The organism is Rhodopseudomonas infernalis, from assembly GCF_022271405.1.
Lineage (GTDB): Bacteria > Pseudomonadota > Alphaproteobacteria > Rhizobiales > Xanthobacteraceae > Rhodopseudomonas > Rhodopseudomonas infernalis.
The window spans coordinates 1-23,631 of sequence record NZ_JAJNAL010000028.1; the positions used below are offsets into that span (position 1 = coordinate 1).

Genomic DNA, 23,631 nt, shown 5'->3' on the forward strand with positions numbered 1-23,631 from the left:
CCCCCCCCCCCCCCCCCCCCGCGGGGCGGGCGCGGCCCCCCCCCCCCCCCCCGCGGGGGGGGGGCCCCCGCCACACACTCAGTGCCCGTGGACCCCCACCCCGGCCTCCGCTTTGCTCGGCCGACCCTCCCCGCAAGGGGGAGGGGTACATTCGGCGCCCCGTTTTCAATCCGCAATCACCACATCGGCTACGAACACCGGCTCGCGGACCTCCTGCCCGGCGAACGGCGAGCCTTGTTCGAACCAGGAACGCGGGGCCGGGGCGCCCCACAGGGTCTGGCGGCGGGGGTCGCGCAGCGACCAGCGCAGCGGCTCGTGGTCGTGGTCCATGGTCTGATAGTCGCTGCAATACAGCTCGATACGGTGGCCGTCCGGATCGCGGACATAGAGGAAGAACGCGTTGGAGATGCCGTGCCGGCCCGGGCCGCGTTCCAGTGGCAAGCCGCTCGAGGCCATCACGTCGCATAGGTGGATGATGTTGAGCGGCCCCGGCACCCAATAGGCAAAATGGTGCAGCCGCGGGCCCTTGCCGTTGGTGATGGCGAAGTCGTGGACGTTGCCCTTGCGATGCATCCAGGCGGCGGCGATGCGGCCGCCGTCGCCGTCCTCCTCGGCATATTCGGTGAGGCGGAAGCCTAGCCGCGCATAGAAGTCGATCGTATCCTGGGTCTCGGCGGCGAACACGTTGAAGTGGTCGAGCCGCTGCGGATGGCAGCCCTTGTAGCGCTCATAGCGGCGCAACAGATGCGGCCGCTTCTCCATCGAGGCGTAGAACTCCAGCCGGAAGCCGAACGGATCGGTGACGTGCAGCGTGCGGCCCTGGAACGGCCGGTCGACGAAGCTGTAGAGCACGCCATTTTCGGCGAAGAAGCTGCCGGCCTTGTCGAGATCGGCTTCGCTCGCGACCTTGAAACCGAGCCGCGCTGCGGCGGGCTGCTCCGCTTTGCGCAGCACCACCGAGTGATGCTGATGCTCTTCGCTGCCGCGCAGATAAGCAGTGGCGTCGTCGCGATCCTCGACGTGCAGGCCGATGATGTTCTCGTAGAAGTCGACGCTTTTGGCGAGGTCGACGACGTCGAGCACGACATGGCTCGAGCGGACGATGTTGAACGGCGGATCGAACACGTGTTGCGGCACCGGCATTGCAGGGTCCCCAGGAAGTTTAGTTGTTAGTTCACTGCATCAAAGTTCGTCATTCCGGGCTCGCGCTTCGCGCGCCCCGAAATGACTCTTGGAGGGGGCGATCGTCACGCCACCCCCAGCTTCTGAATTTTATGGGTGCCGCGCGCGAGCGAGACGTGTTTGGTTTCCATGTAGAACTCGAACGAGTAGTCGCCGCCGTCGCGGCCGATGCCGGACTGCTTCATGCCGCCGAACGGGGTCGGCAGGTGGCGGACGTTCTCCGAATTCAGCCAGATCATGCCGGCCTCGAGCGCATCGGCGACGCGCAGCGCGCGGCCCATGTCGCTGGTCCAGACATAGCCGGTGAGGCCGTAGCGGATGTCGTTGGCGATGGCGATCGCCTCCGCCTCGTCGCTGAACGGGATGACGGTGAGGAACGGCCCAAACACTTCGTCTTGCGCGACACGCATGTCGCCGCGCGCGCCGGTCACCAGCGTCGGCTGCACGTAATGGCCGCCGCCCGGGCCTTCGTGACGCGCGCCGCCGACCGCGATGGTGGCGCCGTCGTTTTTGGCTATGTCGAAATACGAGCAGACCTTGTCGAGATGGCGCTGATGAATCAGCGGCCCGACCTCGGTTGCCGGGTCGAGCGGATGGCCGACCTTGAGCGCGCGGACGCGGGCAGCCAGCTTGTCGATGAATTTGTCGGCGATCGACTGCTGGATCAGCAGCCGGCTCGACGAGGTGCAGCGCTCGCCATTGAGCGAGTAGATCATGAACACCACGGCATCGAGCGCGCGGTCGAGATCGGCGTCGTCGAACACGATCACCGGGTTCTTGCCGCCGAGTTCGAAATGCACCCGCTTCAGCGTCGGTGCGCCCTGCGCCATGATCGCCGCGCCGGTCGCAGTTTCGCCGACAAACGCGATCGCCTTGATGGCCGGATGTTCGGTCAGCGCCTTGCCGGCCTCTTCGCCGAAGCCGTGGACGGTGTTGAGCACGCCGTTCGGCAGACCGGCGTCCCTGCAGATCCGCGTCAGCATGTCGGCCGTCACCGGCGACCATTCCGCCGGCTTGTGGACCACGGTGCAACCGGCGGCGAGCGCCGGCGCGATCTTCCAGGTCGACAGCATGAAAGGCGTGTTCCACGGCGTGATCACGCCGACCGGGCCGATCGGCACGCGGGTCGAAACGTTCCAGTGTTCGTCGCTCGGCGTGTTCAGCCCGTCGCGCGCCTCGGCGCATTTGTCGGCGAAGAACCGGAAGTTCTCGGCGGCGCGGACCGCCGCCTTGGCCATGAAGCGATGTGCCTGGCCGGTGTCGATGCATTCCAGCACGGCGATGTCGTCGGCGCGTGCTTCGATCGCATCGGCGATCTTGTGCAGCAGCTTGCGCCGCTTGGCCGGGGCCATATCACGCCAGGCCGGAAACGCGTCCTTCGCAGCCTTGGCGGCGCCATCGATATCCGCCGCCGTGCCACGTGCAACCTGCGCCAATTCCCCATTATCGATCGGCGACGACGTCGCAAACGTCTCGCCCGACGAAGACGGCACGACCTCGCCGTTGATCAGATGGCCGATGCCATCTGCGCGCAGTTGCTTCAGCAGCGGTGCGGCGCGGTCGAGATTGGCCTGCAGTGCAGCCGACGTGTTGGACGGGGGAGCGGCATCAGCCATGGCGGGCCTCGGCAATCAGCAGATCGTGGATGGAGTTGCGCTTCCAGCTGGTTTCCTTGTCGTTGATCTGCATGTCGAACGACAGCGCGAAACCTTCCTCGGCGAACAGCGGGTCGAGTTCGTCCGAGAGCTTTGCGAAGATGTGCTCGCCGGCGCGCTTGCGGGCGGCGAGGTCGCGGCCTTCGCCGAGCCGCAGCAGCATCGCCATGAAGGCGAAGTCGGTGCGGCCGTCGGCGATCGCATAATGCTCGCAGCGGATCGCGCGGACGCGGATGCCGCCGACCGGGAAGATCCCGGTCTCGATCGCGGATGTGCGGACTAGCTCGACCAGCGCGGCGATGTCGACCTTGGCCTCGAGATTGGCCGAATATTCGATGGTGAAATGCGGCATGGCTACGCTCGCTCGCTGATCATCCGAAGTAACAACTGACGGTGCCGCAGGGCCCATAGTCGGCCTGAATGGTATCACCCTTGCGACATTCGATGGCGCGGATGAACGAGCCGGCCAGCACGACCTGTCCGGGCTCCAGCGCCAGCCCCAGGGCTGCGATCTTGTTGGCGAGCCACGCCACCGCGGTCGCCGGATGGTTGAGCACGCCGGCGGCGAGGCCGGTCTCTTCGAGCTGCCCGTTCTTATAAGCCAGCGCGCCGATCCAGCGCAGGTCGGTGTCGAGCGGGCGGATCGGCCGACCGCCGAGCACGATGCCGGCATTCGCGGCGTTGTCGGCGATCGTGTCATAGATCTTGCGCGTCGCCTTGGTTTCCGGGTCGACGCGCTGCACGCGGGTATCGAGGATTTCCAGCGCAGGCACCACGAAATCGGTGGCGTTGAGCACGTCGAAGATCGTGCAATGCGGGCCGGCGAGGCGATGCTTGATGACGAAGGCGAGCTCGGCCTCGATCCGCGTCGCAATGAAGCGATCGGTGGGGATCACGCCGCCGTCGTCGAAAAACATGTCGTCCAGCAGCACGCCGGAATCCGGTTCGTCGATCGCCAGCTGGCTCTGCATCGCCTTCGAGGTCAGGCCGATCTTGTGGCCACGGATGATGCAGCCTTCGCCGAGCTTGATGTCGATCCAGGCGTTCTGAATTGCATAGGCGTCGGCGATGCTGATCGCCGGATGATCGAGCGACAATTGCCGGATCTGGACCTTGGTTTGTTCCGCCTGGTGCAGCCGTTCGGCCGCGGCGCGAATTTCGTTGTTCGACAACGCCATGCTCGGCTTCCGCCTTGTTCTTCCACCCTGTGCGGGATCAACAAAATCCTCGCGCGAAAACTGGTTAACATGTTAAATGATCGCGCTCAAACCCAATCCTTGTTTGTTGCGATGCAAAAATCTCAGCCACCGTCATTGCGAGCGAAGCGAAGCAATTCAGCCGCGCGTTCCGGAGCTAGACTGCTTCGGCGCGTTGCGCCTTGCAAAGACCCGGAGGGAGCGGCGCAGAACCAAGAGCCGCCGATGCGCACCTTCTCGCGCTCGCTGCCGATGGCGCTGCTGCGCAGCCGCGAAGCGGTGATGCGGCATTTCCGGCCGCTGTTGCGCGCCCACGGCCTGAGCGAGCAGCAATGGCGCATCCTGCGCGCGCTGACCGAGATCGAGGCAGTCGAGGTGACGGAGCTGGCGGAGCGTGCGTTTCTGCTCGGGCCCAGCCTGTCGCGGATGCTGCGCGATCTCGAGGGGCGCAAGCTGATCGCGCGGAAGCTGGCGAAGGACGATCAACGCCGCAGCCGGGTGTCGATCACGCCCAAAGGCCTGAAGCTGATCGAGATCGTCGCGCCGTTCTCCGAACAGATCTACGCCGACATCGCGCGCCATTTCGGCCAAGCAAAGCTCGCTGCACTGCAGGAGATGCTGGGCGCGCTCGAAACTCATCTGGTGGAGATGCCGATGCGGCATGCGGCCGATGTGGTGGACAGCGAGCCGGAATTTCGGTCAACTGCGCCGAGCAAACGACGGCCGGCGACACGCCCGGACGCGCAGGGAGGACGATGATGATCGGGCAGCGCTGGGCGGCGCGGCAAGGCCGTGACCGCGAGATTGTTCTCCGCGAGCGTGCGACGCCATGGTGACGCTGCAGGTCGACCGGCTGATCGATTTCGTCGCCGCCGTGTTCGAGCGCGCCGGCTCGTCGAAAGACGAAGCGCGCCGTATCGGCTCCTATCTCACCACGGCGAACCTCACCGGCCACGATAGTCACGGCGTGATCCGCGTGCCGGTGTACATCCGCTGGCGTAATGCCGGCGCGGTGCATCCCGATCAGGTGGTCGACGTGCCGGTCGATCTGCCGTCGCTGGCGATCGTCGACGGCAAATTCGGCTACGGCCAGACCGTCGGACCGCAGGCGGTGCGGATCGGCATCGACAAATGCAAGGCGCAGGGGCTCGCTGCGGTCGGGCTGAAGAATGCGGGGCACATCGGCAGGATCGGCGACTGGGCCGAGATGGCCGCCGCCGAGGGGCTGGTGTCGATTCACTTCGTCACGGCCGCCGGCTCGATTCTCGTCGCCCCGTTCGGCGGCGTCGAACGCCGACTGTCGACCGCGCCGTATTGCGTCGGCATCCCGCGCCCCGGCGCGCCGCCGGTGGTGCTCGATCTCGCCACCTCGATCGTCGCCGAAGGCAAGGTGCTGGTCGCGGCGCGCGGCGGCAAATCGCTGCCGGAAGGCGCGCTGATCAATCCGGACGGCAGCCTCAGCCAGGATCCGGCGACGCTCTACGGCCCCTACGAAAAGGACGGCCCGATCAATCACGTCAACGGCGAGGGTGCGATCCGCGCCTTCGGCGAGCACAAGGGCTCGGGGCTGGCGCTGATCTGCGAATTGCTCGGCGGCGCGCTCACCGGCAACGGCGCCACCGGGCCGAACCGGCCGTTCGCGAACGGCATGTTCTCGATCTATGTCGATCCGCAGCGCATCGATCCGGCCCATGTGTTCGACGCCGAGGTGACGCGCTACATCGATTACTTCAAGAGCGCCAAAACCATCGCCGGCGTTGATCAGGTGCTAATCCCCGGCGATCCCGAACAGAAGACCCGCGCCGAGCGCGGCCAGAACGGCGTCCCGCTGCCCGACGACACCTGGGCCGCCATCGTCGCGACAGCGCGCGAAGTCGGCGTGCCCGAGCAGGCGATCCAGGCGGCGACGGCGTGATTATCCGTCATTGCGAGCGAAGCGAAGCAATCCACGAGCCACACGCACGGCGCTGGATTGCTTCGTCGCTTCGCTCCCCGCAATGACGGATGTGGCTCGGTAACAAGTAACTCACAGGAAGTAGCAATGGCGAACAAGGTGAAAGAACTCTGGGCCTCCGGCAAGGTGGTGGTCAACGGCTGGCTCGCGATTCCGTCGGGCTTTTCCGCCGAGGTGATGGCGCAATGTGGCTTCGACAGCGTCACCGTCGACATCCAGCACGGCGTGCAGGACTATCAGTCGATGGTGGCTTGCTTCCAGGCGATGCAGGCGCATCCGGTGACGCCGATGGTGCGGGTGCCGTGGAACGAGCCGGGCATCATCGGCAAGGTGCTGGACGGCGGCGCCTACGGCGTCATCTGCCCGATGGTGAACACCAGGGAGGAAGCCGAGAACTTCGTGCAGTACTGCAAGTACCCGCCGCGCGGCACGCGCAGCAACGGCCCGATCCGCGCCGGCCTGTACGGCTCGTCCGGCAACTATCAGACGACTGCGAACGACGAGACGCTGTGCATCCCGATGATCGAAACCCGCACCGCGGTCGAGAACATGGAGGCGATCCTCGACGTCGAGGGCATCGCCGGCGTCTATATCGGGCCGAGCGATCTCGGCTTCTCCTATGGTCTGGTGCCGAAGCTCGACCGCGAGGAGCCGGAGATTTTGAAGATCTACGACAAGCTGTTGAAGGAATGCGACAAGCGCGGCATCTATCCGGGCATCCATTGCTCCGGCCCCGAAGGCGCCGCCCGCAACATCGCACTCGGCTTCAAGCTGGTGACGCTGCTCAACGACAGCGGCATCATGGCGATCGGCGCGCGGCAGTGGGTCGGCGAGACGCGCAAGAACTCGGGCGGGAAGGCGTAAGAACGGCACTCGTGCAGCTTGCCTCGTCGTCATCGACCGGCTTGACCGGGCGACCCAGTATTCCAGAGAGCCAGCGTTTGGCTCCCACCGGAGGATAACCGTAAAGCCGGGCGTACTGGGTCGCCCGGTCAAGCCGGCGATGACGTCACGTTGGCCACTCCCACCACCGTCATCCTCCGCGAAAGCGGAGGACCCAGTATTCCAGAGCGCTTGCGTTCAGCGCGATGCTCGGGACCGACAATCGGCGCTCTTGGATACTGGGTCGTCCGGTCGAGCCGGACGATGACGTCCGTTGTTTGGTGGGGCTCTGCCCCCGCACCGCGCGTTTCCGGCTGCGTCGGTCTGAAATCGCCCCATCCTTGCGCATCCCTTGCCCTTTGTTAGCGCTTGATCCGTGCCAGTTCCGGTGTTCTGCTCAAAATCAATGCTGGAGCTGCCCTGTGTCGATCTACGTCGCCCTACATCACGTCACGCATTACAAATACGACCGCCCGATTGACCTTGGCCCACAGACCATCCGGCTGCGTCCGGCGCCGCATACGCGGACGCCGATCCTGTCGTATTCGCTGAAGGTCACGCCGGCGAACCACTTCATCAATTGGCAGCAGGACCCGCAGGGCAACTGGCTGGCGCGGTTCGTTTTTCCGGAGAAGGCGAACGAGCTCAAGATCGAGGTCGATTTCACCGCCGCGATGACGGTGATCAACCCGTTCGATTTCTTCGTCGAAAGCTACGCCGAGAGCTTTCCGTTCGCCTACAGCGACGACCTGCAGCACGAACTGGCGCCGTATCTGGTCACGGAGCCGCCCGGGCCGTTGCTACAGGCCTATCTCGATCAGATTCCGCGGCAGGCGGACAGCACGGTCAACTTCCTGGTCGATCTCAACGCCAAACTGCGCGAGCGCGTCGACTACATCATTCGGATGGAGCCCGGCGTGCAGACGCCGGAGGAGACGCTCGGCAAAGGCTGCGGCTCGTGCCGCGATTCGGCGTGGCTGCTGATCCAGGCGCTGCGCCATCTCGGTCTCGCGGCGCGGTTCGTGTCCGGTTACTTGATCCAGATCCGCCCGGACATCCAGTCGCTCGACGGTCCGAAAGGCGCCGAAACCGACTTCACCGATCTGCACGCCTGGGCCGAAGTGTATCTGCCCGGTGCCGGCTGGGTCGGCTTCGACGTCACCTCGGGATTGCTCGCCGGCGAGGGCCACATCCCGGTCGCCGCGACGCCGCATTATCGCACGGCCGCGCCGATCTCCGGCATTGTCGGCTTCGCCAATGTCGACTTCAATTTCGAGATGAAGGTCGAGCGCATTCGCGAAGCGCCGCGGATCACGCTGCCGTTCTCCGACGAATCCTGGGCGCGGCTCGATGCGCTCGGCACCAAGGTCGATGCCGATCTCGCCGCGCAGGATGTGCGGCTGACGATGGGCGGCGAGCCGACCTTCGTGTCGATCGACGATATGGAAGCGCCTGAGTGGAACGTCGCCGCGGTCGGCGGCGCCAAGCGGATGCTGGCCGACGATCTGATCCGCCGGCTGCGCACGCGCTTCGCGCCGGGCGGTCTGCTGCATTTCGGCCAGGGCAAATGGTACCCGGGAGAAAGCCTGCCGCGCTGGGCCTTCGGCCTGTACTGGCGCAAGGACGGTCAGCCGATCTGGAAGAATCCGGATCTGATCGCGCCGGTCTTCGGCCAGCGCCCGGCGAAGGTCGAGGAGGCCGAGCAGTTCGCGATCGGCACCGCCAGGCGGCTCGGCATCGACACCGACTACGTGCTGCCGGCGTTCGAGGATCCCAGCCACTGGCTGCAGAAGGAAGCGAGCCTGCCTCCGAACGTCGATCCGTCCGACAGCAAGCTCGCCGATCCGGAAGAGCGCGCGCGGATGGCGCGGGTGTTCGACTCGGGGCTGACGACGCCGAAAGGCTTCGTGCTGCCGATCCAGGCGTGGCAGGCCGAAGCACCGCAGCCGAAGAAGCGCTGGCGCAGCGAGCGCTGGAAGCTGCGCCGCGGCAATCTGTTTCTGGTGCCCGGCGATTCGCCGATGGGCCTGCGGCTGCCGATCGCGTCGCTGCCGCATATCCCCGAAGAGGACTATCCGTTCGTCGTCGAGCGCGACCCGCTCGATCCGCGCGGTCCGCTGCCGAGCTACGCGCCGATGAGCTTCGCCCCGCCGCCCGCGGCCGAGCAGATGCCGGTGTTCGAACAGCCGACCGCCGCCGCTGGCGCCGCCAGCCAGTCGGTCGAGGAGCAGACGTTGCGCAAGGGCGGCGTCCGCACTGCGATGTCGATCGAGATCCGCGAAGGCGTGCTGTGCGCCTTCATGCCGCCGACCGAGACCATCGAGGATTATCTCGAACTGGTCTCTGCGGTCGAAGCGACCGCCGAGGAGATGCAGCTTCAGGTTCACGTCGAAGGCTATCCGCCGCCGTTCGACCCGCGCATCGAGGTCATCAAGGTGACGCCCGATCCCGGCGTGATCGAGGTCAACATCCATCCCGCGCAGAACTGGCGCGAGGCGGTGACCACGACCTTCGGCCTCTATGAAGAAGCCGCGCAGGTGCGGCTCGGCGCCAACCGCTTCCTGATCGACGGCCGCCACACCGGCACCGGCGGCGGCAATCATGTCGTGGTCGGCGGCGCCAACCCGGCGGATTCGCCGTTTCTGCGCCGGCCCGATCTGCTGAAGAGCCTGGTGCTGTTCTGGCAGCGGCATCCGTCGCTGTCGTATCTATTCTCCGGCATGTTCATCGGCCCGACCAGCCAGGCACCGCGGATCGACGAGGCGCGGCACGATTCGCTGTACGAACTCGAGATCGCGCTGGCGCAGGTGCCGCCGCCCGGCGTCAAGGGGCCGCTGTGGCTGACCGACCGGCTGTTCCGCAACATTCTGGTCGATATCACCGGCAATACGCACCGCGCCGAGATCTGCATCGACAAGATGTTCTCACCGGACAGTCCGACCGGCCGTCTCGGCTTGGTGGAATTCCGTGCGCTGGAGATGCCGCCCGATCCACGCATGAGCCTTGCGCAGCAGCTCTTGATCCGCGCGCTGATTGCGATGCTGTGGAAGCAGCCGCTCGATGGCAAGTTCGTGCGCTGGGGCACGGCGCTGCACGACCGCTTCATGCTGCCGCACTTCTTGTGGGAGGATTTCCGCGATGTCCTCGGCGAACTGAAAAACGCCGGCTACGCGTTCGAGCCAGAGTGGTTCACCGCGCAGCTCGAATTCCGCTTTCCGGTGTTCGGCAGCGTGTATCACGGCGGCGTCACGCTGGAGGTGCGGCAAGCTTTGGAGCCGTGGCACGTGCTCGGCGAGGAGGGCACCGCGGGTGGCACCGTGCGCTTTGTCGACAGTTCGGTCGAGCGGCTGCAGGTCAAGGCCGAGGGCTTCGTCGAGGGTCGCCATATCATCACCTGCAACGGCCGCCGCCTGCCGATGACGCCGACCGCGCGCTCCGGCGAGGTAGTCGCGGCCGTGCGGTTCAAGGCGTGGCAGCCGGCCTCCGGGCTGCACCCGACCATTCCGGTGCATTCGCCGCTGGTGTTCGACATCGTCGACACCTGGAACGGCCGCTCGCTCGGCGGCTGCGTCTATCATGTGGCGCATCCGGGCGGGCGCTCCTACGAGACCCGCCCGGTGAATTCCTACGAGGCCGAGGCGCGGCGGCTGGCGCGCTTCCAGGACCACGGCCACACGCCGGGCAAGGTCGAACCGCCGCACGAGGAACGCACACTTGAATTTCCCGTGACCCTCGACTTGCGGACCCCACTGCTGCATTGATTCAGCCGGCAGAGGGGGCTTTCATGGCGCAGGGCGGCAGTCAGGCGAAACGCGTTCGTCCGCGCGACCGCAAGGTGGCGCAGTGGATGCGAGATTATACACGGCTGCCCGGCATCCCCGACGAATTCCTCGGTGACGATGGCGTGCCGCGACCGGTGTGGTCGCGCTATTTCGATGCCTTTGCGGCGCTCACGCCGGACGAGATCGAACGCCGCTTCGGCGCCGCCGATCGGCATCTGCGCGACGCCGGTGTCACCTATCGGGCGCCTGGCGAGGCCGCGGAGCGTGCCTGGTCGCTGAGCCATGTCCCGCTGCTGATCGACGATGCCGAATGGCGGCAGATTTCGGAGGGCATCGCCCAGCGTGCGACGCTGCTCGAACACGTGCTGCAGGATCTCTATGGCGACGGGCGGCTGATCGCGTCGGGTGCCATTCCGCCTGCGGCGATCGCCGGCAGCCCGGAATATCTGCGTGCGATGGCGGGCGTGAAGCCCCCGGCCGGACGGTATTTGCGGCTTTACGCCGCCGACATCGGGCGGGGTCCGGATGGGCGCTGGTGGGTGCTGGGCGATCGCACCCAGGCGCCGTCGGGCATGGGCTACGCGCTGGAAAACCGCCTGGTGCTGTCACGCGCCTTCACCGATCTGTACAAATCGATGAATGTCGAGCGCGTCGCGCCGTTCTTCGAGGCGTTTCGTGACAGCCTGCGCGCCAGCGCCGATCGCGACGAGCCGCGGATCGGTCTGCTCACGCCCGGCCCGTTCAGCGAGACCTATTTCGAGCATGCCACGCTGGCGCGCTATCTCGGCTTCCTGCTGGTCGAGGGCGATGATCTTGCGGTGTCGGGCGATCGCATCCACATCCGCACGGTCGCCGGATTGAAGCGGCTCGACGTGCTGCTGCGCCGGGTCGATTCCAATTCGCTGGATCCGCTCGAGCTCGACGCTTCGTCGCAGCTCGGCGTGCCCGGCCTGGTCGATGTGCTGCGCAAATCGGGCGTCGTCGTCGCCAACATGCCGGGCGCCGGCGTGATCGAGGCACGTTCGCTGCTCGGCTTCCTGCCCAGCCTCAGCCGCCGTCTGCTCGGCGAAGACCTGAAGATGCCGCATATCGCCACCTGGTGGTGCGGACAGGCCTCGGCGCGCGAGGAGGTGCTGTCGCGGCTCGATGATTTCGTCATCGAGGGTGCTTACGGGCCGACGCTGCCGGGCTTCGCCCATATGGGCCCGGTTCTGCCCGCCGAATTGCCGCCGGTGGTGCGCGATCATCTGCGCGAGGCGATCGCCACGCGCGGCATGGACTATGTGGCGCAGGAGCAGGTGCGACTGTCGACCACGCCGGGGTGGGATGACGGCAAGCTGGCGCCGCGGCCGTTCGTGCTGCGCGTCTTTGCCGCCGCCACCGAGGATGGCTGGACCATCATGCCCGGCGGCTTTTGCCGGATCGCCGAGCGGCTGGATTCGCGCGCGGTGTCGATGGGCGAGGGCGCCCGCGCCGCCGACGTCTGGGTGGTGTCCGAGGGCGCGGTATCGACGGCGTCGCTGCTGCCGGCGGTCGAGAACGTCCGCATCCGGCGCATCACCGGCCTGCTGCCGAGCCGCGCCGCCGACAATCTGTTCTGGCTCGGGCGTTATCTCGAGCGCGCCGAGGCGACGCTGCGGCTGGTGCGTGCGCTCAGCGTGCCGCAGCGTGATCCCGGCAAGGGGCCGCTGCACCAGGCGATCGAGCGGATCCAGCGGTTGCTGATCAGCTGGGGCGCGACCTCGCTGGCGGCGCGCGCCCAGACCGCGAAGATCGCCGCCGACGCGCTGCACAGCGAGGAGCAGTTCGGCTCGGCGCTGTCGCTGATCCGCGCCGCGCAGCGCAACGCCTCGTCACTGCGCGAGCGGCTGTCGCCGGACGCGTGGCAGGTGATCACCCAGACCGCCGACCGTCTGGCGTTGCCGGCCGAGGACGAGGAGGCGGTGATCGGCCTCGCCGAAATTACCCTGCAGGAGCTCGCCAGCTTCTCCGGCCTGTCGCAGGAAAACATGAACCGCGCCGCCGGCTGGCGCTTTCTGCGGCTGGGCCGCCGCGTCGAGCGTGCCATCAATACGACGCGGTGGACGCGTCAGTTCGCCGGCGAGGATGCCACCGCCGAAGATCTAGACGTACTGCTGACGCTGATCGACTGCCAGATCACCTATCGGTCGCGCTATCTGGTGGCCCCGCTACTGGCGCCGGTGCGCGATCTGGCGGTGCTCGATCCGTACAATCCGCGCTCGGTGGCGTTCCAGGTCGAGGAGCTCAACGAGCATATCGCCAGCCTGCCGACGCTGAAGGAAGGCGGCCTGATCGAGCGGCCGCAGCGCCTCGCGGTCGCGCTGAAAGCGACGCTGACCACGGCGGAAGCGTCGGACCTCGACAGCCGCAAGCTGTTCGCGCTGGAGCAGGATCTGCTGTCGCTGGCCGACGCGATCGGTTCGCACTACTTCCCGCACGGCGCCAGCGCCACGCGGCCGGAGAAACTGACGGGGCTGGCGTGATCTACGATATCCGTCATGTCACCAGCTACAGCTATGGCAGCCAGGTCAGCTTCGCGCGCTGCTCGCTGCGGCTGACGCCGGTGAGCGACCCGCACCAGAAGCTGATCTCGCACAGCATCGAAATCAAGCCGAAGCCGGCGACGCGCAGCACGCGCGTTGATTTCTTCGGCATCTTGACCGAGAGCATCGTCATCGAGGCGCCCCACAAGGCGCTGCGGATCGACAGCCGCTCGCGCGTCGAAGTCGACCGTGTGCCGCCGGCGCGCGATGCCGGCAGCAGCGCGTGGGAGAGCGTGCGCGAAGCGGCGCTGCAATGCGCAAGCCTCGATGCTCGCGCGCCGGTTGGTTACGTGTTCCCCAGCGCTCTCGCGCCGATCCAGTCGGCGGTCACGCGCTATGCGGCCAAGAGTTTTACACCTGCGCGCGGCATCCTCAGCGCGACCGCCGAGCTGATGCAGCGGATCCACACCGAATTCAAATACGATTCCAAAGCGACGGTGATCTCGACGCCGCTAGCTGAGGTGTTCGAGAAGCGCCACGGCGTCTGTCAGGATTTCGCCCATGTGATGATCGCGGGGCTGCGCGGTCTCGGCCTGCCGGCAGCCTATGTCAGCGGTTACTTGCGGACCTATCCGCCGCCCGGCCAGGAGCGGCTGCAAGGCGCGGACGCGACACACGCCTGGGTTTCGGTATGGTGTGGCAACGAGACCGGCTGGGTCGGGTTCGATCCGACCAATGATCTGTTGGTTGCCAACGATCACATCGTACTGGCAGTCGGCCGTGACTTCTCCGACGTGTCTCCGGTCGACGGCGTGATCGTCGGCTCGCGCCGTCAGAAGCTGGCGGTCGCGGTCGATGTGATCCCGGTGGAGTCGTCGTCTCGGATCCGCTAGTTGCGATTGATGATCAATCGATCCTTGCTCGGCCGAATTCACGCGGTTGGACCTCGTAACTAATCGAGGTGCTCACTTAACGTCTCGTTCGCCTTTGGTGGCGAGGATCGGTCGTCGCCATTCGGCTCGCCGATCCTCAGGAGATTCGCAGGTGCACAGGACATTGCTATTCACCGTTGCCGCTGTCATCGCCGTTAGCACGGCCGTTCCCGCTTTCGCACAAGCCAGCAAGGACGACGCGGTCGCGATGGTCAAGAAGGCGGTTGCCGCGATCAAGGCGGATGGGGCCGACAAGACCTACCCGCTGATCAGCGACAGGGCCGGACCTTTCGTCAGGGACGATCTATACGTCGTGGTCTATCAGCTCGACGGAAAGGTGCTCTCGCATGGCGCCAACGCCAAGTTCGTCGGCAAGGACATGATCGACGCCCAGGACGTCGACGGCAAGCTCTACGTCAAGGAGCGCGTCGAACTCGCCGCCAAGCAGCCGTCGTTCTGGCAGGACTACAAATTCGTCAATCCGGTGAGCAAGAAGGTCGAGCCGAAGGAGATGTATTGCGAGCGTCTCGACAACACCGCGGTCTGCGCTGGCGTCTACAAGCTCTAGGAAATGGTCCGCGATCGCTGCTTGGGCGGCGGGGCGGAGCGTTGGATATGGGACGCTGATGAAGGCCATCGGTCTGTCGTGGAAGGTTCAGCTCGCGCCGGCGCTGCTGGTGGTCGCGCTGCTTGGCATCGGTGGCTATGCACTGCAGGCGCTGCGGTTCAATCAGCAGAGCGTCGATGCTTTGATCTCTGGCCCGGTGCGGTTATCGGAACAGGCGAGCGAACTCAGCAGTGCGGCGTGGACCGCCCATGCCAAGCTGTATCGGCTCGCCGCCACGGCCGCGAACGAATCCGACGAGACCAAACTCACCAAAGTGTCGAAGGAGGCGAGCGTCGCGCTGACGCAGATTCCGGCGGCCTTGGCGAATATCGAAAAGGCTCTTGGCCCCGCCGCGTCGCAGTCGCCGTTTCAGAAACTGAAGGGGGCGGCAGCCGGCTATCAGAAGCAGGCGAAGAACGCGATCGAGATGGCCGACGGCGATGCCGGCTCGGCGATGTTGTTCATCAAGAGCGCGGAGAGGAGCTTCGCCGAGATCGATTCACAGATCGATACTCTCATCGTCTCCAGCAACGAGAGCCGCGACCGTGAGATCGCCTTGGCCGCCATCGGGCTGGATCGGCAGCAATGGATGCTCGGCGCGATCCTGCTCGGCGTCTCGCTGCTCGGCGTGCTGACCTCGTTCCTGATCGGCCGCGGCATCGCCCGGCCTGTGGTGGCGATGGCCGGTGCGATGCACGAGTTGGCGTCCGGCAATTTCGGTGTTCAATTGCCCGGCCTGGAGCGCGGCGACGAGGTCGGCCGGATGGCGCGTGCCGTCGAGGAGTTCAAGCTGCAGGCGGTTGCCAAGGCGGAGCGCGATCACGCCGAGCGCGAACAGCAGGAACGCAAGGCCGCAGCTGTGCGCCGCGCCGAGTTGCATCAGCTCGCCGACGGGTTCGAAACTGCGGTGGGCCAGATCATCGAGGCTGTTGGCGCGGCCGCCCGTGAGCTCGAACACTCCGCTGACGCGCTCGCCAAGGGCAGCACCGCGACGCAGAAACTGTCGGACATCGTCACGGCCGCGTCGGGCGAAACCTCGCACAATGTTCAGTCGGTGGCGTCGGCCGCTCAGCAGATGAACGCCTCCGTTGCCGAGGTCGGGCGTCAGGTCCGGGAGTCGCGCAGCATCGCCGCCGAAGCCGTGACCCAGGCGGAACAGACCGACAGCCGGATCGGCAAGCTGGCGCAGGCCGCCACCCGGATCGGCGACGTCACCCAGCTCATTACAACCATCGCCGAGCAGACCAACCTGCTGGCGCTCAACGCCACGATCGAAGCCGCACGCGCCGGCGAGGCCGGCCGCGGCTTTGCCGTGGTGGCGCAGGAAGTGAAGGTGCTGGCCGAGCAGACGTCGAAGGCGACCGGAGAGATCAGCGCCCAGATCAACGAGATTCAATCGGCGACGCGCGAGTCTGTGCTGGCGATCAAGGAAATCGGAGGCACCATCGGCCGGGTTGCGCACATCGCGTCGACCATCGCCGCGGCGGTCGACGAGCAGGGCGTGGCGACGCAAGGCATCTCGCACAGCGTCAATCAGGCCGCTGTCGGCACCAACCAGGTCGCGCACAGCATTGCGGACGTCAATCGCGGCGCTGCCGACACCGGAGAAGCGTCGTCCCGCGTGCTGACCTCTGCGCAATTACTGTCCAATGAAAGTGGCCGTTTGCGCGCCGAAGTGCAAAAATTTCTCACAACGGTCCGGGTCGCTTAGCCTGCCACGTGATGCTAGCCTGCCGTGTGGACGACGCCTGCGATGGCAGGCCGTGCGCGGGGATGCCATGAGCTATCGTCACTCGATCAGCAACGTCACTTATGTCTTCGACACGCTGCGGGACCTGCTGGCCAAGGCGACGCCGCCGCGTTCCGGCGACCGGCTCGCCGGTATCGCCGCCGAGAGCGCCGAGCAGATGGTTGCCGCGCGGATGGCGCTCGCGAACGTGCCGCTGCGGCAGTTCCTCAATGAAGCGGTGGTTCCTTACGAGGACGATGACGTGACGCGGCTGATCCTCGACAGCCATGATGCCGACGCATTCGCGCCGATCGCCTCGCTGACGGTCGGTGGCTTCCGCGACTGGCTGCTGTCGGACGCTGCAACGGCCGCCACGCTCGCCTCGATCGCCCGCGGCGTGACGCCGGAGATGGCGGCGGCGGTGTCGAAGCTGATGCGCAATCAGGATCTCATTCTGGTGGCGAAGAAGTGCAGCGTCGTCACCCGCTTCCGCAACACCATCGGGCGGCCGGGCCGGATGAGCGTGCGGCTGCAGCCCAACCACCCGTTCGACGACGCCCGCGGCATCACCGCGTCGATCCTCGACGGCCTGCTGCTCGGCGCCGGCGACGCCTGCATCGGCATCAATCCGGCGAGTGACGATCCGGCGGGGCTCGCTGGTTTGGTGCGGTTGCTGGACGACGTCATCACGCGTCTTGAAATCCCAACCCAGGGCTGCGTGCTGACGCACGTCACCACCTCGCTGAAGCTGATGGAAGCGGGCGCGCCGGTCGATCTGGTGTTCCAATCGATCGCCGGCACCGAGGCGGCGAACCGCAGCTTCGGTATCGACCTGGCGATGCTGAAGGAAGCCCACGATGCCGGCCTGGCGCTGAAGCGCGGCACGATCGGCGACAACGTGATGTATTTCGAGACCGGGCAGGGATCGGCACTGTCGGCGAACGCCCATTACGGCGTCGATCAGCAGACCTGCGAGGCGCGGGCCTACGCCGTGGCCCGTGCGTTCTCGCCGTTGCTGGTCAATAGCGTGGTCGGCTTCATCGGCCCCGAATATCTCTACGACGGCAAGGAGATCATCCGCGCCGGGCTGGAGGATCACTTTTGCGGCAAGCTGCTCGGCCTGCCGCTCGGTGTCGACATCTGCTACACCAACCACGCCGAGGCCGACCAGGACGACATGGACACGTTGCTGACGCTGCTGGCGACCGCCGGCGTCAGCTTTATCATGGGCGTGCCGGGCGCCGACGATGTCATGCTGAATTACCAGTCGACTTCGTTTCACGATGCGCTTTACGTCCGCGACTTGCTCGGCCTGAAGCGCGCTCCGGAGTTCGACGACTGGCTGCTGCGCGTCGGTCTCGCCAGAGCGGACTTCCGCCTCGCCGCCGCCGATGGGCGTCTGCCGGATTTCGCCAGCCGCCTGATTGCCTGATGCGCGTCGGCGACCGTGCTATCCCGAAAGCCGCTTAAGAAATCAGTGGCCGGGCCAATTGCGTCGTGATTAGATCGGGATAGCGGAGTTCGGTCGGTATTGTTTTGCAGTATCCGGAACCAGACTTGGCATTGGACGGTTAAGTCAGACGGGTCGAATTCGCCTCGTCATTCGAACCGCTCTGGGGCTCCGGCAAACAGATCAAAGACGGGCATGAAGAATTGTTCCCTGTGGGGGTCTGATGAGAGCTGAATCCGGCGATATGAGCCGTCGCATTCTGTGTGTGTTTCCGCGTTACACGAAATCGTTTGGCACGTTTCAGCACGCTTACCCGTTGATGGACGGCGTTGCAGCCTTCATGCCGCCGCAAGGCCTGCTGGTGATCGCGGCCTATCTGCCGGAAGACTGGTCGGTGCGTTTCGTGGACGAGAACATTCGTGCCGCGACCGCCGACGATTTCGAGTGGGCGGACGCGGTTTTCGTCAGCGGCATGCACATCCAGCGTCAGCAGATGAACGACATCTGCCGCCGCGCGCACGATTTCGATCTCCCTGTCGCGATCGGCGGTCCCTCGGTGAGCGCCTGTCCGGCTCACTATCCGAACTTCGATTATCTGCACATCGGCGAGCTCGGCGACGCGACCGATCAGTTGATCGCCCGGCTGTCGCACGACATCAGCCGCCCGAAGCGTCAGATCGTCTTCACCACCGAAGACCGTCTCGATATGACATTGTTTCCGATCCCGGCCTACGAGTTGGCGGAATGCAGCAAATATCTGCTCGGGAGCGTGCAATATTCGTCGGGCTGCCCGTATCAGTGCGAATTCTGCGATATTCCCGGCCTGTACGGCCGCAACCCGCGACTGAAGACTCCGGAGCAGATCGTCACTGAGCTCGACCGCATGGTCGAATGCGGCATCCGCGGCTCGGTGTATTTTGTCGACGACAATTTCATCGGCAATCGCAAGGCGGCGCTCGATCTGTTGCCACACCTGGTCGAATGGCAGAAGCGCACCGGATTCCAGCTGCAACTCGCCTGTGAGGCGACGCTCAACATCGCCAAGCGGCCGGAGATCCTGTCGCTGATGCGCGAGGCGTATTTCTGCACGATCTTCTGCGGCATCGAAACGCCCGACCCGACGGCGCTGAAGGCGATGCACAAGGACCACAATATGATGGTCCCGATCCTGGAGGGTGTGGAGACGATCTCGAGCTACGGCATCGAAGTGGTGTCGGGCATCATTCTCGGCCTCGACACCGACACGCCGGAAACCGGCGAATTCCTGATGCAGTTCATCGAGCAGTCGAAGATCCCGCTGCTTACCATCAACCTGCTGCAGGCGTTACCGAAGACGCCGCTATGGGATCGTCTGGAGCGCGAGGGGCGGCTGGTTCACGACGACAATCGCGAGTCGAATGTCGACTTCCTGCTGCCGCACGATCAGGTGGTGGCGATGTGGAAGGACTGCATGGCGCGGGCCTACGAGCCCGAGGCGCTGCTCGAGCGCTACGAGTATCAGATCAAACACGCTTATGCGACGCGGCTGCATCCGGCCACGCCGCAGCGTGCCTCCAAGGCGAACATCAAGCGCGGCCTGATCATGCTGCGGAACATCTTCTGGCAGATCGGCATCCGCGGCGACTACAAGCTGGCGTTCTGGAAGTTCGCGCTGAAGCGGCTGGTGCGGGGCGACATCGAGAACCTGCTGCTGGTGATGGTCGTTGCGCATCATCTGATCATCTATGCGCGGGAAGCCTCGCAGGGGGAGGCCAATGCGTCCAATTACTCGATCCGGCTGCGCGAAGCCTCGGTGCCAGCGGAGTAGCGAGATGGTGGGCTTGTTCTCATGGGTGCCCGGTGAGCACCAGCCGCTCCCGGGTCTTCCATGACGTCGCTGCCGACACCACGCGGGCTTACCGATCTGCGCGCGCTGACCCCCGCGCGCGTGGCGCTGGGACGCACCGGCGTCAGTCTGACCACCGATGCGCTGCTCGATTTCACGCTGGCCCATGCCCGCGCCCGGGATGCGGTTCACGCCGCGTTCGACGTGGACAGCCTTGCGGAGGAGCTTGATACGCTCGGCCTGTCACCGCTGCGGGTGGCGAGCCGGGCGGTCGGTCGTCGCGACTATCTGGCACGGCCCGACCTCGGCCGGCAGCTCGATCCGGTTGCGCGCGCCGTGCTGGAGCAGCAGACTTCAACCGCCGATCTGGCGGTCGTGGTCGGCGATGGTCTGTCGCCGGTGGCCGTTCAGGCTCAGGCGGCAGACGTGGTGCGGCGGCTGCTGCCGCGGCTGGCGGCGGCCGGGATCAGCGTTGGGCCCGCGGTGATCGCCACCGGCGCCCGGGTCGCGCTCGGTGATGAGATCGGTGCGCTGCTCGGCGCCCGGATCGTGCTGGTGCTGATCGGCGAACGCCCCGGCATGTCCGCTCCCGCCAGCCTCGGCGCCTATGTGACGTTCGGTCCCAGGCCCGGCCGTACCGACGCCGACCGCAACTGCGTCTCCAACATTCATGCCGCAGGCATCAGCGCCGATGAGGCCGCGTTCAAAATTGCGTGGCTGGTGCGTGAGGCGCTGGCGCGGGGGAGCTCCGGTGTTGCCCTGAAGGACGAAAGCGGGGATGGTAGCGTCGCACCGAGGCTCTCGGCGCCCTGACGCGCGGCATGGCGCAGGATCGCGCGCGGCGCGCGAATCTGATCGATTGTGCCCTGTGTGCTCCCTGCTGGGGAGCGCGGGCCAGTACATCCATCCGATGATCCCATCGCCTGCCGTCACGGAGTTCAGCTTTTCCGAGCAATGCGGAAGTCGCGGTGCCCCGGGACCTTGCGTCGAAAACACTCTTGAGCGCCGGTTCGACTTCCAACCCAGCCGGTCCCGGTTGAGCGCCTTCCTCTGCGGCGAGGCCGTAATCGTGCCGGAATTATCGCGGACTTGAACGATCCCCAGAACGGAACAGCGCATGCTGAATAAGAAAGTCACGGACCCCGAAGTCGACGAGGCGCACCGCCGAAGGCTCAGCATCGCCTTCGGGCTGGAGCGGATGGGGCTGATCGCTGTCCGCGCACCGATCCTGTCCTGCCTGATTCTGGTCGCCCTGGTGATCGGGGCGCTGTTCGGGATTCAGCGCATCCAGATCGACGACTCGCTGAGCCAGCTGTTCCGCTCCGACACCAAGGAGTTCAAGCAGTACGAGGAGGTCACCAAACGCTTCCCGTCGACTGAATACGACGTGCTGGTGGTTGTCGAAGGCAAGACGCTGCTGCAGCGCGACAATCTCGAGAAGGTCCGTGACCTCGTCACGGACCTTCAACTGGTCGACGGCGTCCGCGGCCTGATCTCGCTGTTCTCGGCGCGGCAGGCGCCCGAGCCCGGCAAGCTTCCGGCCGCGCTGTTTCCGAACGAGCTGCCGGAGGGCGAGGCCTACGACAAGTTCATCCAGACGGTGAAGAGCAACGAGATCATCCGCGGCAAGCTGCTGTCGGAGGACGGCACGCTGGCGCTGATCGTGCTGTCGCTGTCGCCGGAGATCGTCAGCAACAACAAGCTGTCGACCACGATCGGCGAGATCCGCAAGGTGATGGCGGAGGATCTCGAAGGCAGCAATCTGTCGCGGCAACTGTCCGGCGTGCCGGTGATGCAGCTCGAAATCCGCAACGCGGTCGAGCGCGACGGTCTGATCTACAACATTGCCGGCATCCTGGCCGGCTGCATCATCGCCATCCTGTTCTTCCGGAAAATCTCCTTCATGATCGCGGCGGCGTTTCCGCCGCTGCTGGCGATCCTGTTGTCGCTTGGCGTGCTCGGCTGGGCCGGCTTCAGCCTCAACATGTTCCTCAATGTGATGACGCCGCTGATCATGGTGATCAGCTTCGCGGATTCAATGCAGCTCACCTTTGCGGCCCGCGACAGATTGATCGCCGGCGAGGACAAATACACGGCGTTCAAGAACGCGGTTCTGGTCGTCGGCCCGGCCTGCGTGCTGACCCACGCCACCGCCGGCATTTCGTTCATCGCGCTGCAGTTCTCGGATTCGGATCTGATCCGCGCGTTCGGCGAGGCGGGCCTCGTCGCCACCGTGATCGCGCTGATCGCGGTGCTGTCGCTGGTGCCGGTGTTCGGCGTACTCCTGGTCCGTAATGAGCAGGCGTTCGCGACCAAATTTCAGGGGGCCGACCTCGGCGTCAACGCGCTGCGCCGGTTCTGCGCCTTCATCGCGGTGCGGATGGTCGGTCATCCCGGCCTGTTCAGCCTGCTGGCGCTGCTGCTGGTCGGCGGCCTCGGCGTGATCTACGCCAATCTCGAACCGCGCTACCGACTCGCCGATCAGGTGCCCGACAAGGAGCAGGCGGTGCAGGCGAGCGGCCGGCTCGACGCCAAGCTGGCGGGCGCCAATCCGATCGATGTCCTCATCGAGTTTCCGAAGGGCCAGACGCTGTATTCGCCGGAGACATTGCAGGTCATCGCCGACGTGCACAGCCTGGTCGAGAAGCAGGCCGGCGTCGGCAACGTCTGGTCGCTGGAGACGCTGCGGCGCTGGCTCGCCGAGAAGGCTCACACCAGTGACGTCGCGACGCTCAAGGAATATGTCGACGTCATCCCCGAGCATTTGACGCGGCGCTTCATCTCGGCCGACCAGACCGCCGTCGTCGTGTCCGGACGCGTGCCGGATCTGGATTCCGCCCAGATCCTGCCGGTGGTGCAGAAGCTCGACCATGCGCTCGACACCGTGCGGCAGAAATATCCCGGCTACGAGGTCGCGGTCACCGGCCTGTCGGCGATCGCCGCGCGCAACAGCGCCGACATGATCTCGAAGCTCAACCACGGCCTGACCATCGAATTCCTGCTGGTCGCCGTGTTTATCGGGCTCGCCTTCCGCTCCGTGGTGGTGATGCTGGCCTGCATCCTGCCGGGTATCTTCCCGGTGGTGCTGTCGGGCACGCTGTTGTGGCTGATGGGGGAGGGATTGCAATTCGCCAGCGTGGTGGCGCTGACGGTGTCGTTCGGCCTCGGCCTCAGCGCGACGATCCACTTCCTCAACCGCCTGCGGCTGGAAAGTCCGCCGGGCACCAGCGCCGCACTCGCGGTGGAGCGCGCGACCGTGCTGGTCGGCCCCGCGCTGATCCTCACCACTGTGGTGCTGGCCTGCGGCCTCGGCGTCACGGTGTTTTCGGATCTGCCGTCGCTGCGGCTGTTCGGCTGGCTCAGCGCGTTTGCGATGGTGGCGGCGCTGATCGCCGACCTCTTCATCCTGCGCCCGACCGCGATGTGGCTGATCAGCACGGCGGAGCGGCTGCGCGGCCGTGGCAAGCCAGGCCCGGTCGTGTAATCCGGCTCGCGTCGGAGTCTCGATCCACGATCGGGGCGGGACGAATCGGCAGTGAGTCGCCGCCAGCGACCCGCGCTCCGATTCGCCCCGCAATTGTGCGAATGCCTCCTGCGAGCAATTCGCTTATATTCCACGTTTCGTGGAAACGAACTTGGCAGTCGGTGACGCTAGCCGATCGTCTGCCGCCGCATCGTCTCGCCTGCCGCAATCGAGATCTGGCCGCCGGCATTGCAGACACCAACCCAGTGACAGCTGTCGATCCGCTCGCAGTTGTCGGTCCGCGGCCGATCGTTTGCGGGCGTCGTGGCAGTCGTCTGCTGGAAACCAGCTTTGCTGATAACTGCTCACGGGTGGAAGGCGCGCTGTTAGTTCGTTTGCGTCGAATGTCCCGTCTTGCGTCGACGCCCGGATGATGCTGGTTTGAGGTCGTCTGCCGCGTCATTGTCTGC

At 65.7% G+C, this 23,631-nt stretch carries 16 protein-coding genes; 12 read left to right on the forward strand and 4 right to left on the reverse strand.

Going from position 1 to position 23,631, the window contains the following annotated elements:
* Positions 1–165: 165 nt before the first annotated feature.
* The 4 genes from hpaD to hpaH all read right to left on the reverse strand — a co-directional run bounded on the left by hpaD (position 166) and on the right by hpaH (position 4,015).
* Positions 166–1,143 (reverse strand): 3,4-dihydroxyphenylacetate 2,3-dioxygenase, encoded by a 978-nt coding sequence (gene hpaD, locus LPW26_RS17715; RefSeq protein WP_238736835.1) that lies wholly within the window; start codon positions 1,141–1,143, stop codon positions 166–168.
* Between the two features lie 104 nt (positions 1,144–1,247).
* Complete coding sequence (gene hpaE / locus LPW26_RS17720; RefSeq protein ID WP_238736837.1) at positions 1,248–2,798, reverse strand: 5-carboxymethyl-2-hydroxymuconate semialdehyde dehydrogenase; 1,551 nt, start codon at positions 2,796–2,798, stop codon at positions 1,248–1,250.
* On the reverse strand, positions 2,791–3,189 hold the full coding sequence (locus tag LPW26_RS17725) for a 5-carboxymethyl-2-hydroxymuconate Delta-isomerase (RefSeq protein ID WP_238736839.1): 399 nt from the start codon (positions 3,187–3,189) through the stop codon (positions 2,791–2,793). The genes hpaE and LPW26_RS17725 overlap by 8 nt, the downstream gene beginning before the upstream one ends.
* Positions 3,190–3,208: 19 nt before the next feature.
* Positions 3,209–4,015 carry a 2-oxo-hept-4-ene-1,7-dioate hydratase gene (gene hpaH / locus LPW26_RS17730; protein ID WP_238736841.1) on the reverse strand — a complete coding sequence of 269 codons (807 nt, stop codon included), beginning with the start codon at positions 4,013–4,015 and terminating at the stop codon, positions 3,209–3,211.
* 243 nt (positions 4,016–4,258) lie between these two features.
* On the opposite strand from hpaH, the gene hpaR reads away from it, so the two are divergent.
* The 12 genes from hpaR to LPW26_RS17790 all read left to right on the forward strand — a co-directional run bounded on the left by hpaR (position 4,259) and on the right by LPW26_RS17790 (position 23,182).
* On the forward strand, positions 4,259–4,792 hold the full coding sequence (gene hpaR / locus LPW26_RS17735) for a homoprotocatechuate degradation operon regulator HpaR (RefSeq protein WP_238736843.1): 534 nt from the start codon (positions 4,259–4,261) through the stop codon (positions 4,790–4,792).
* 70 nt (positions 4,793–4,862) lie between these two features.
* Positions 4,863–5,948 (forward strand): malate/lactate/ureidoglycolate dehydrogenase, encoded by a 1,086-nt coding sequence (locus LPW26_RS17740; protein ID WP_238736845.1) that lies wholly within the window; start codon positions 4,863–4,865, stop codon positions 5,946–5,948.
* 126 nt (positions 5,949–6,074) lie between these two features.
* Positions 6,075–6,851 carry an HpcH/HpaI aldolase family protein gene (locus tag LPW26_RS17745; RefSeq protein WP_238736846.1) on the forward strand — a complete coding sequence of 259 codons (777 nt, stop codon included), beginning with the start codon at positions 6,075–6,077 and terminating at the stop codon, positions 6,849–6,851.
* A 440-nt stretch (positions 6,852–7,291) separates the two neighbouring features.
* On the forward strand, positions 7,292–10,630 hold the full coding sequence (locus tag LPW26_RS17750) for a transglutaminase family protein (RefSeq protein WP_238736848.1): 3,339 nt from the start codon (positions 7,292–7,294) through the stop codon (positions 10,628–10,630).
* Positions 10,631–10,653: 23 nt separating this feature from the next.
* On the forward strand, positions 10,654–13,155 hold the full coding sequence (locus tag LPW26_RS17755) for a circularly permuted type 2 ATP-grasp protein (RefSeq protein WP_238736849.1): 2,502 nt from the start codon (positions 10,654–10,656) through the stop codon (positions 13,153–13,155).
* Positions 13,152–14,048: a transglutaminase family protein gene (locus tag LPW26_RS17760; protein WP_238736851.1), complete on the forward strand. Its 897-nt coding sequence runs from the start codon at positions 13,152–13,154 to the stop codon at positions 14,046–14,048. Before LPW26_RS17755 ends, LPW26_RS17760 begins: the two co-directional genes overlap by 4 nt.
* Before the next feature lie 151 nt (positions 14,049–14,199).
* A complete protein-coding gene (locus tag LPW26_RS17765) occupies positions 14,200–14,655 on the forward strand; it encodes a cache domain-containing protein (protein ID WP_238736852.1) in 456 nt (151 codons plus the stop codon).
* A 58-nt stretch (positions 14,656–14,713) separates the two neighbouring features.
* Positions 14,714–16,405 carry a methyl-accepting chemotaxis protein gene (locus LPW26_RS17770; RefSeq protein WP_238736854.1) on the forward strand — a complete coding sequence of 564 codons (1,692 nt, stop codon included), beginning with the start codon at positions 14,714–14,716 and terminating at the stop codon, positions 16,403–16,405.
* Positions 16,406–16,472: 67 nt separating this feature from the next.
* Positions 16,473–17,855, forward strand: coding sequence for an ethanolamine ammonia-lyase subunit EutB (locus tag LPW26_RS17775; protein WP_238736856.1), 1,383 nt, complete (start codon positions 16,473–16,475; stop codon positions 17,853–17,855).
* Between the two features lie 241 nt (positions 17,856–18,096).
* Positions 18,097–19,680, forward strand: a complete 1,584-nt coding sequence (gene hpnP, locus LPW26_RS17780) for a hopanoid C-2 methylase (protein WP_238736857.1) — start codon at positions 18,097–18,099, stop codon at positions 19,678–19,680.
* A 60-nt stretch (positions 19,681–19,740) separates the two neighbouring features.
* The gene (gene eutC, locus LPW26_RS17785; protein ID WP_238736858.1) at positions 19,741–20,511 is read left to right on the forward strand and encodes an ethanolamine ammonia-lyase subunit EutC; all 771 of its coding nucleotides are present in this window, start codon (positions 19,741–19,743) and stop codon (positions 20,509–20,511) included.
* A gap of 304 nt (positions 20,512–20,815) precedes the next feature.
* Positions 20,816–23,182: an efflux RND transporter permease subunit gene (locus LPW26_RS17790; protein WP_238736859.1), complete on the forward strand. Its 2,367-nt coding sequence runs from the start codon at positions 20,816–20,818 to the stop codon at positions 23,180–23,182.
* Positions 23,183–23,631: the final 449 nt, after the last annotated feature.

Coding starts and splice junctions, on each gene's coding strand:
- LPW26_RS17770 (WP_238736854.1), top strand. CDS start 14,714: ATGAAGGCCATCGGTCTGTCGTGGAAGGTTCAGCTCGCGCCGGCGCTG.
- LPW26_RS17725 (WP_238736839.1), bottom strand. CDS start 3,189: ATGCCGCATTTCACCATCGAATATTCGGCCAATCTCGAGGCCAAGGTC.
- LPW26_RS17740 (WP_238736845.1), top strand. CDS start 4,863: ATGGTGACGCTGCAGGTCGACCGGCTGATCGATTTCGTCGCCGCCGTG.
- LPW26_RS17745 (WP_238736846.1), top strand. CDS start 6,075: ATGGCGAACAAGGTGAAAGAACTCTGGGCCTCCGGCAAGGTGGTGGTC.
- hpaR (WP_238736843.1), top strand. CDS start 4,259: ATGCGCACCTTCTCGCGCTCGCTGCCGATGGCGCTGCTGCGCAGCCGC.
- hpaE (WP_238736837.1), bottom strand. CDS start 2,798: ATGGCTGATGCCGCTCCCCCGTCCAACACGTCGGCTGCACTGCAGGCC.
- eutC (WP_238736858.1), top strand. CDS start 19,741: ATGACGTCGCTGCCGACACCACGCGGGCTTACCGATCTGCGCGCGCTG.
- LPW26_RS17790 (WP_238736859.1), top strand. CDS start 20,816: ATGCTGAATAAGAAAGTCACGGACCCCGAAGTCGACGAGGCGCACCGC.
- hpnP (WP_238736857.1), top strand. CDS start 18,097: ATGAGAGCTGAATCCGGCGATATGAGCCGTCGCATTCTGTGTGTGTTT.
- LPW26_RS17755 (WP_238736849.1), top strand. CDS start 10,654: ATGGCGCAGGGCGGCAGTCAGGCGAAACGCGTTCGTCCGCGCGACCGC.
- hpaD (WP_238736835.1), bottom strand. CDS start 1,143: ATGCCGGTGCCGCAACACGTGTTCGATCCGCCGTTCAACATCGTCCGC.
- LPW26_RS17775 (WP_238736856.1), top strand. CDS start 16,473: ATGAGCTATCGTCACTCGATCAGCAACGTCACTTATGTCTTCGACACG.
- hpaH (WP_238736841.1), bottom strand. CDS start 4,015: ATGGCGTTGTCGAACAACGAAATTCGCGCCGCGGCCGAACGGCTGCAC.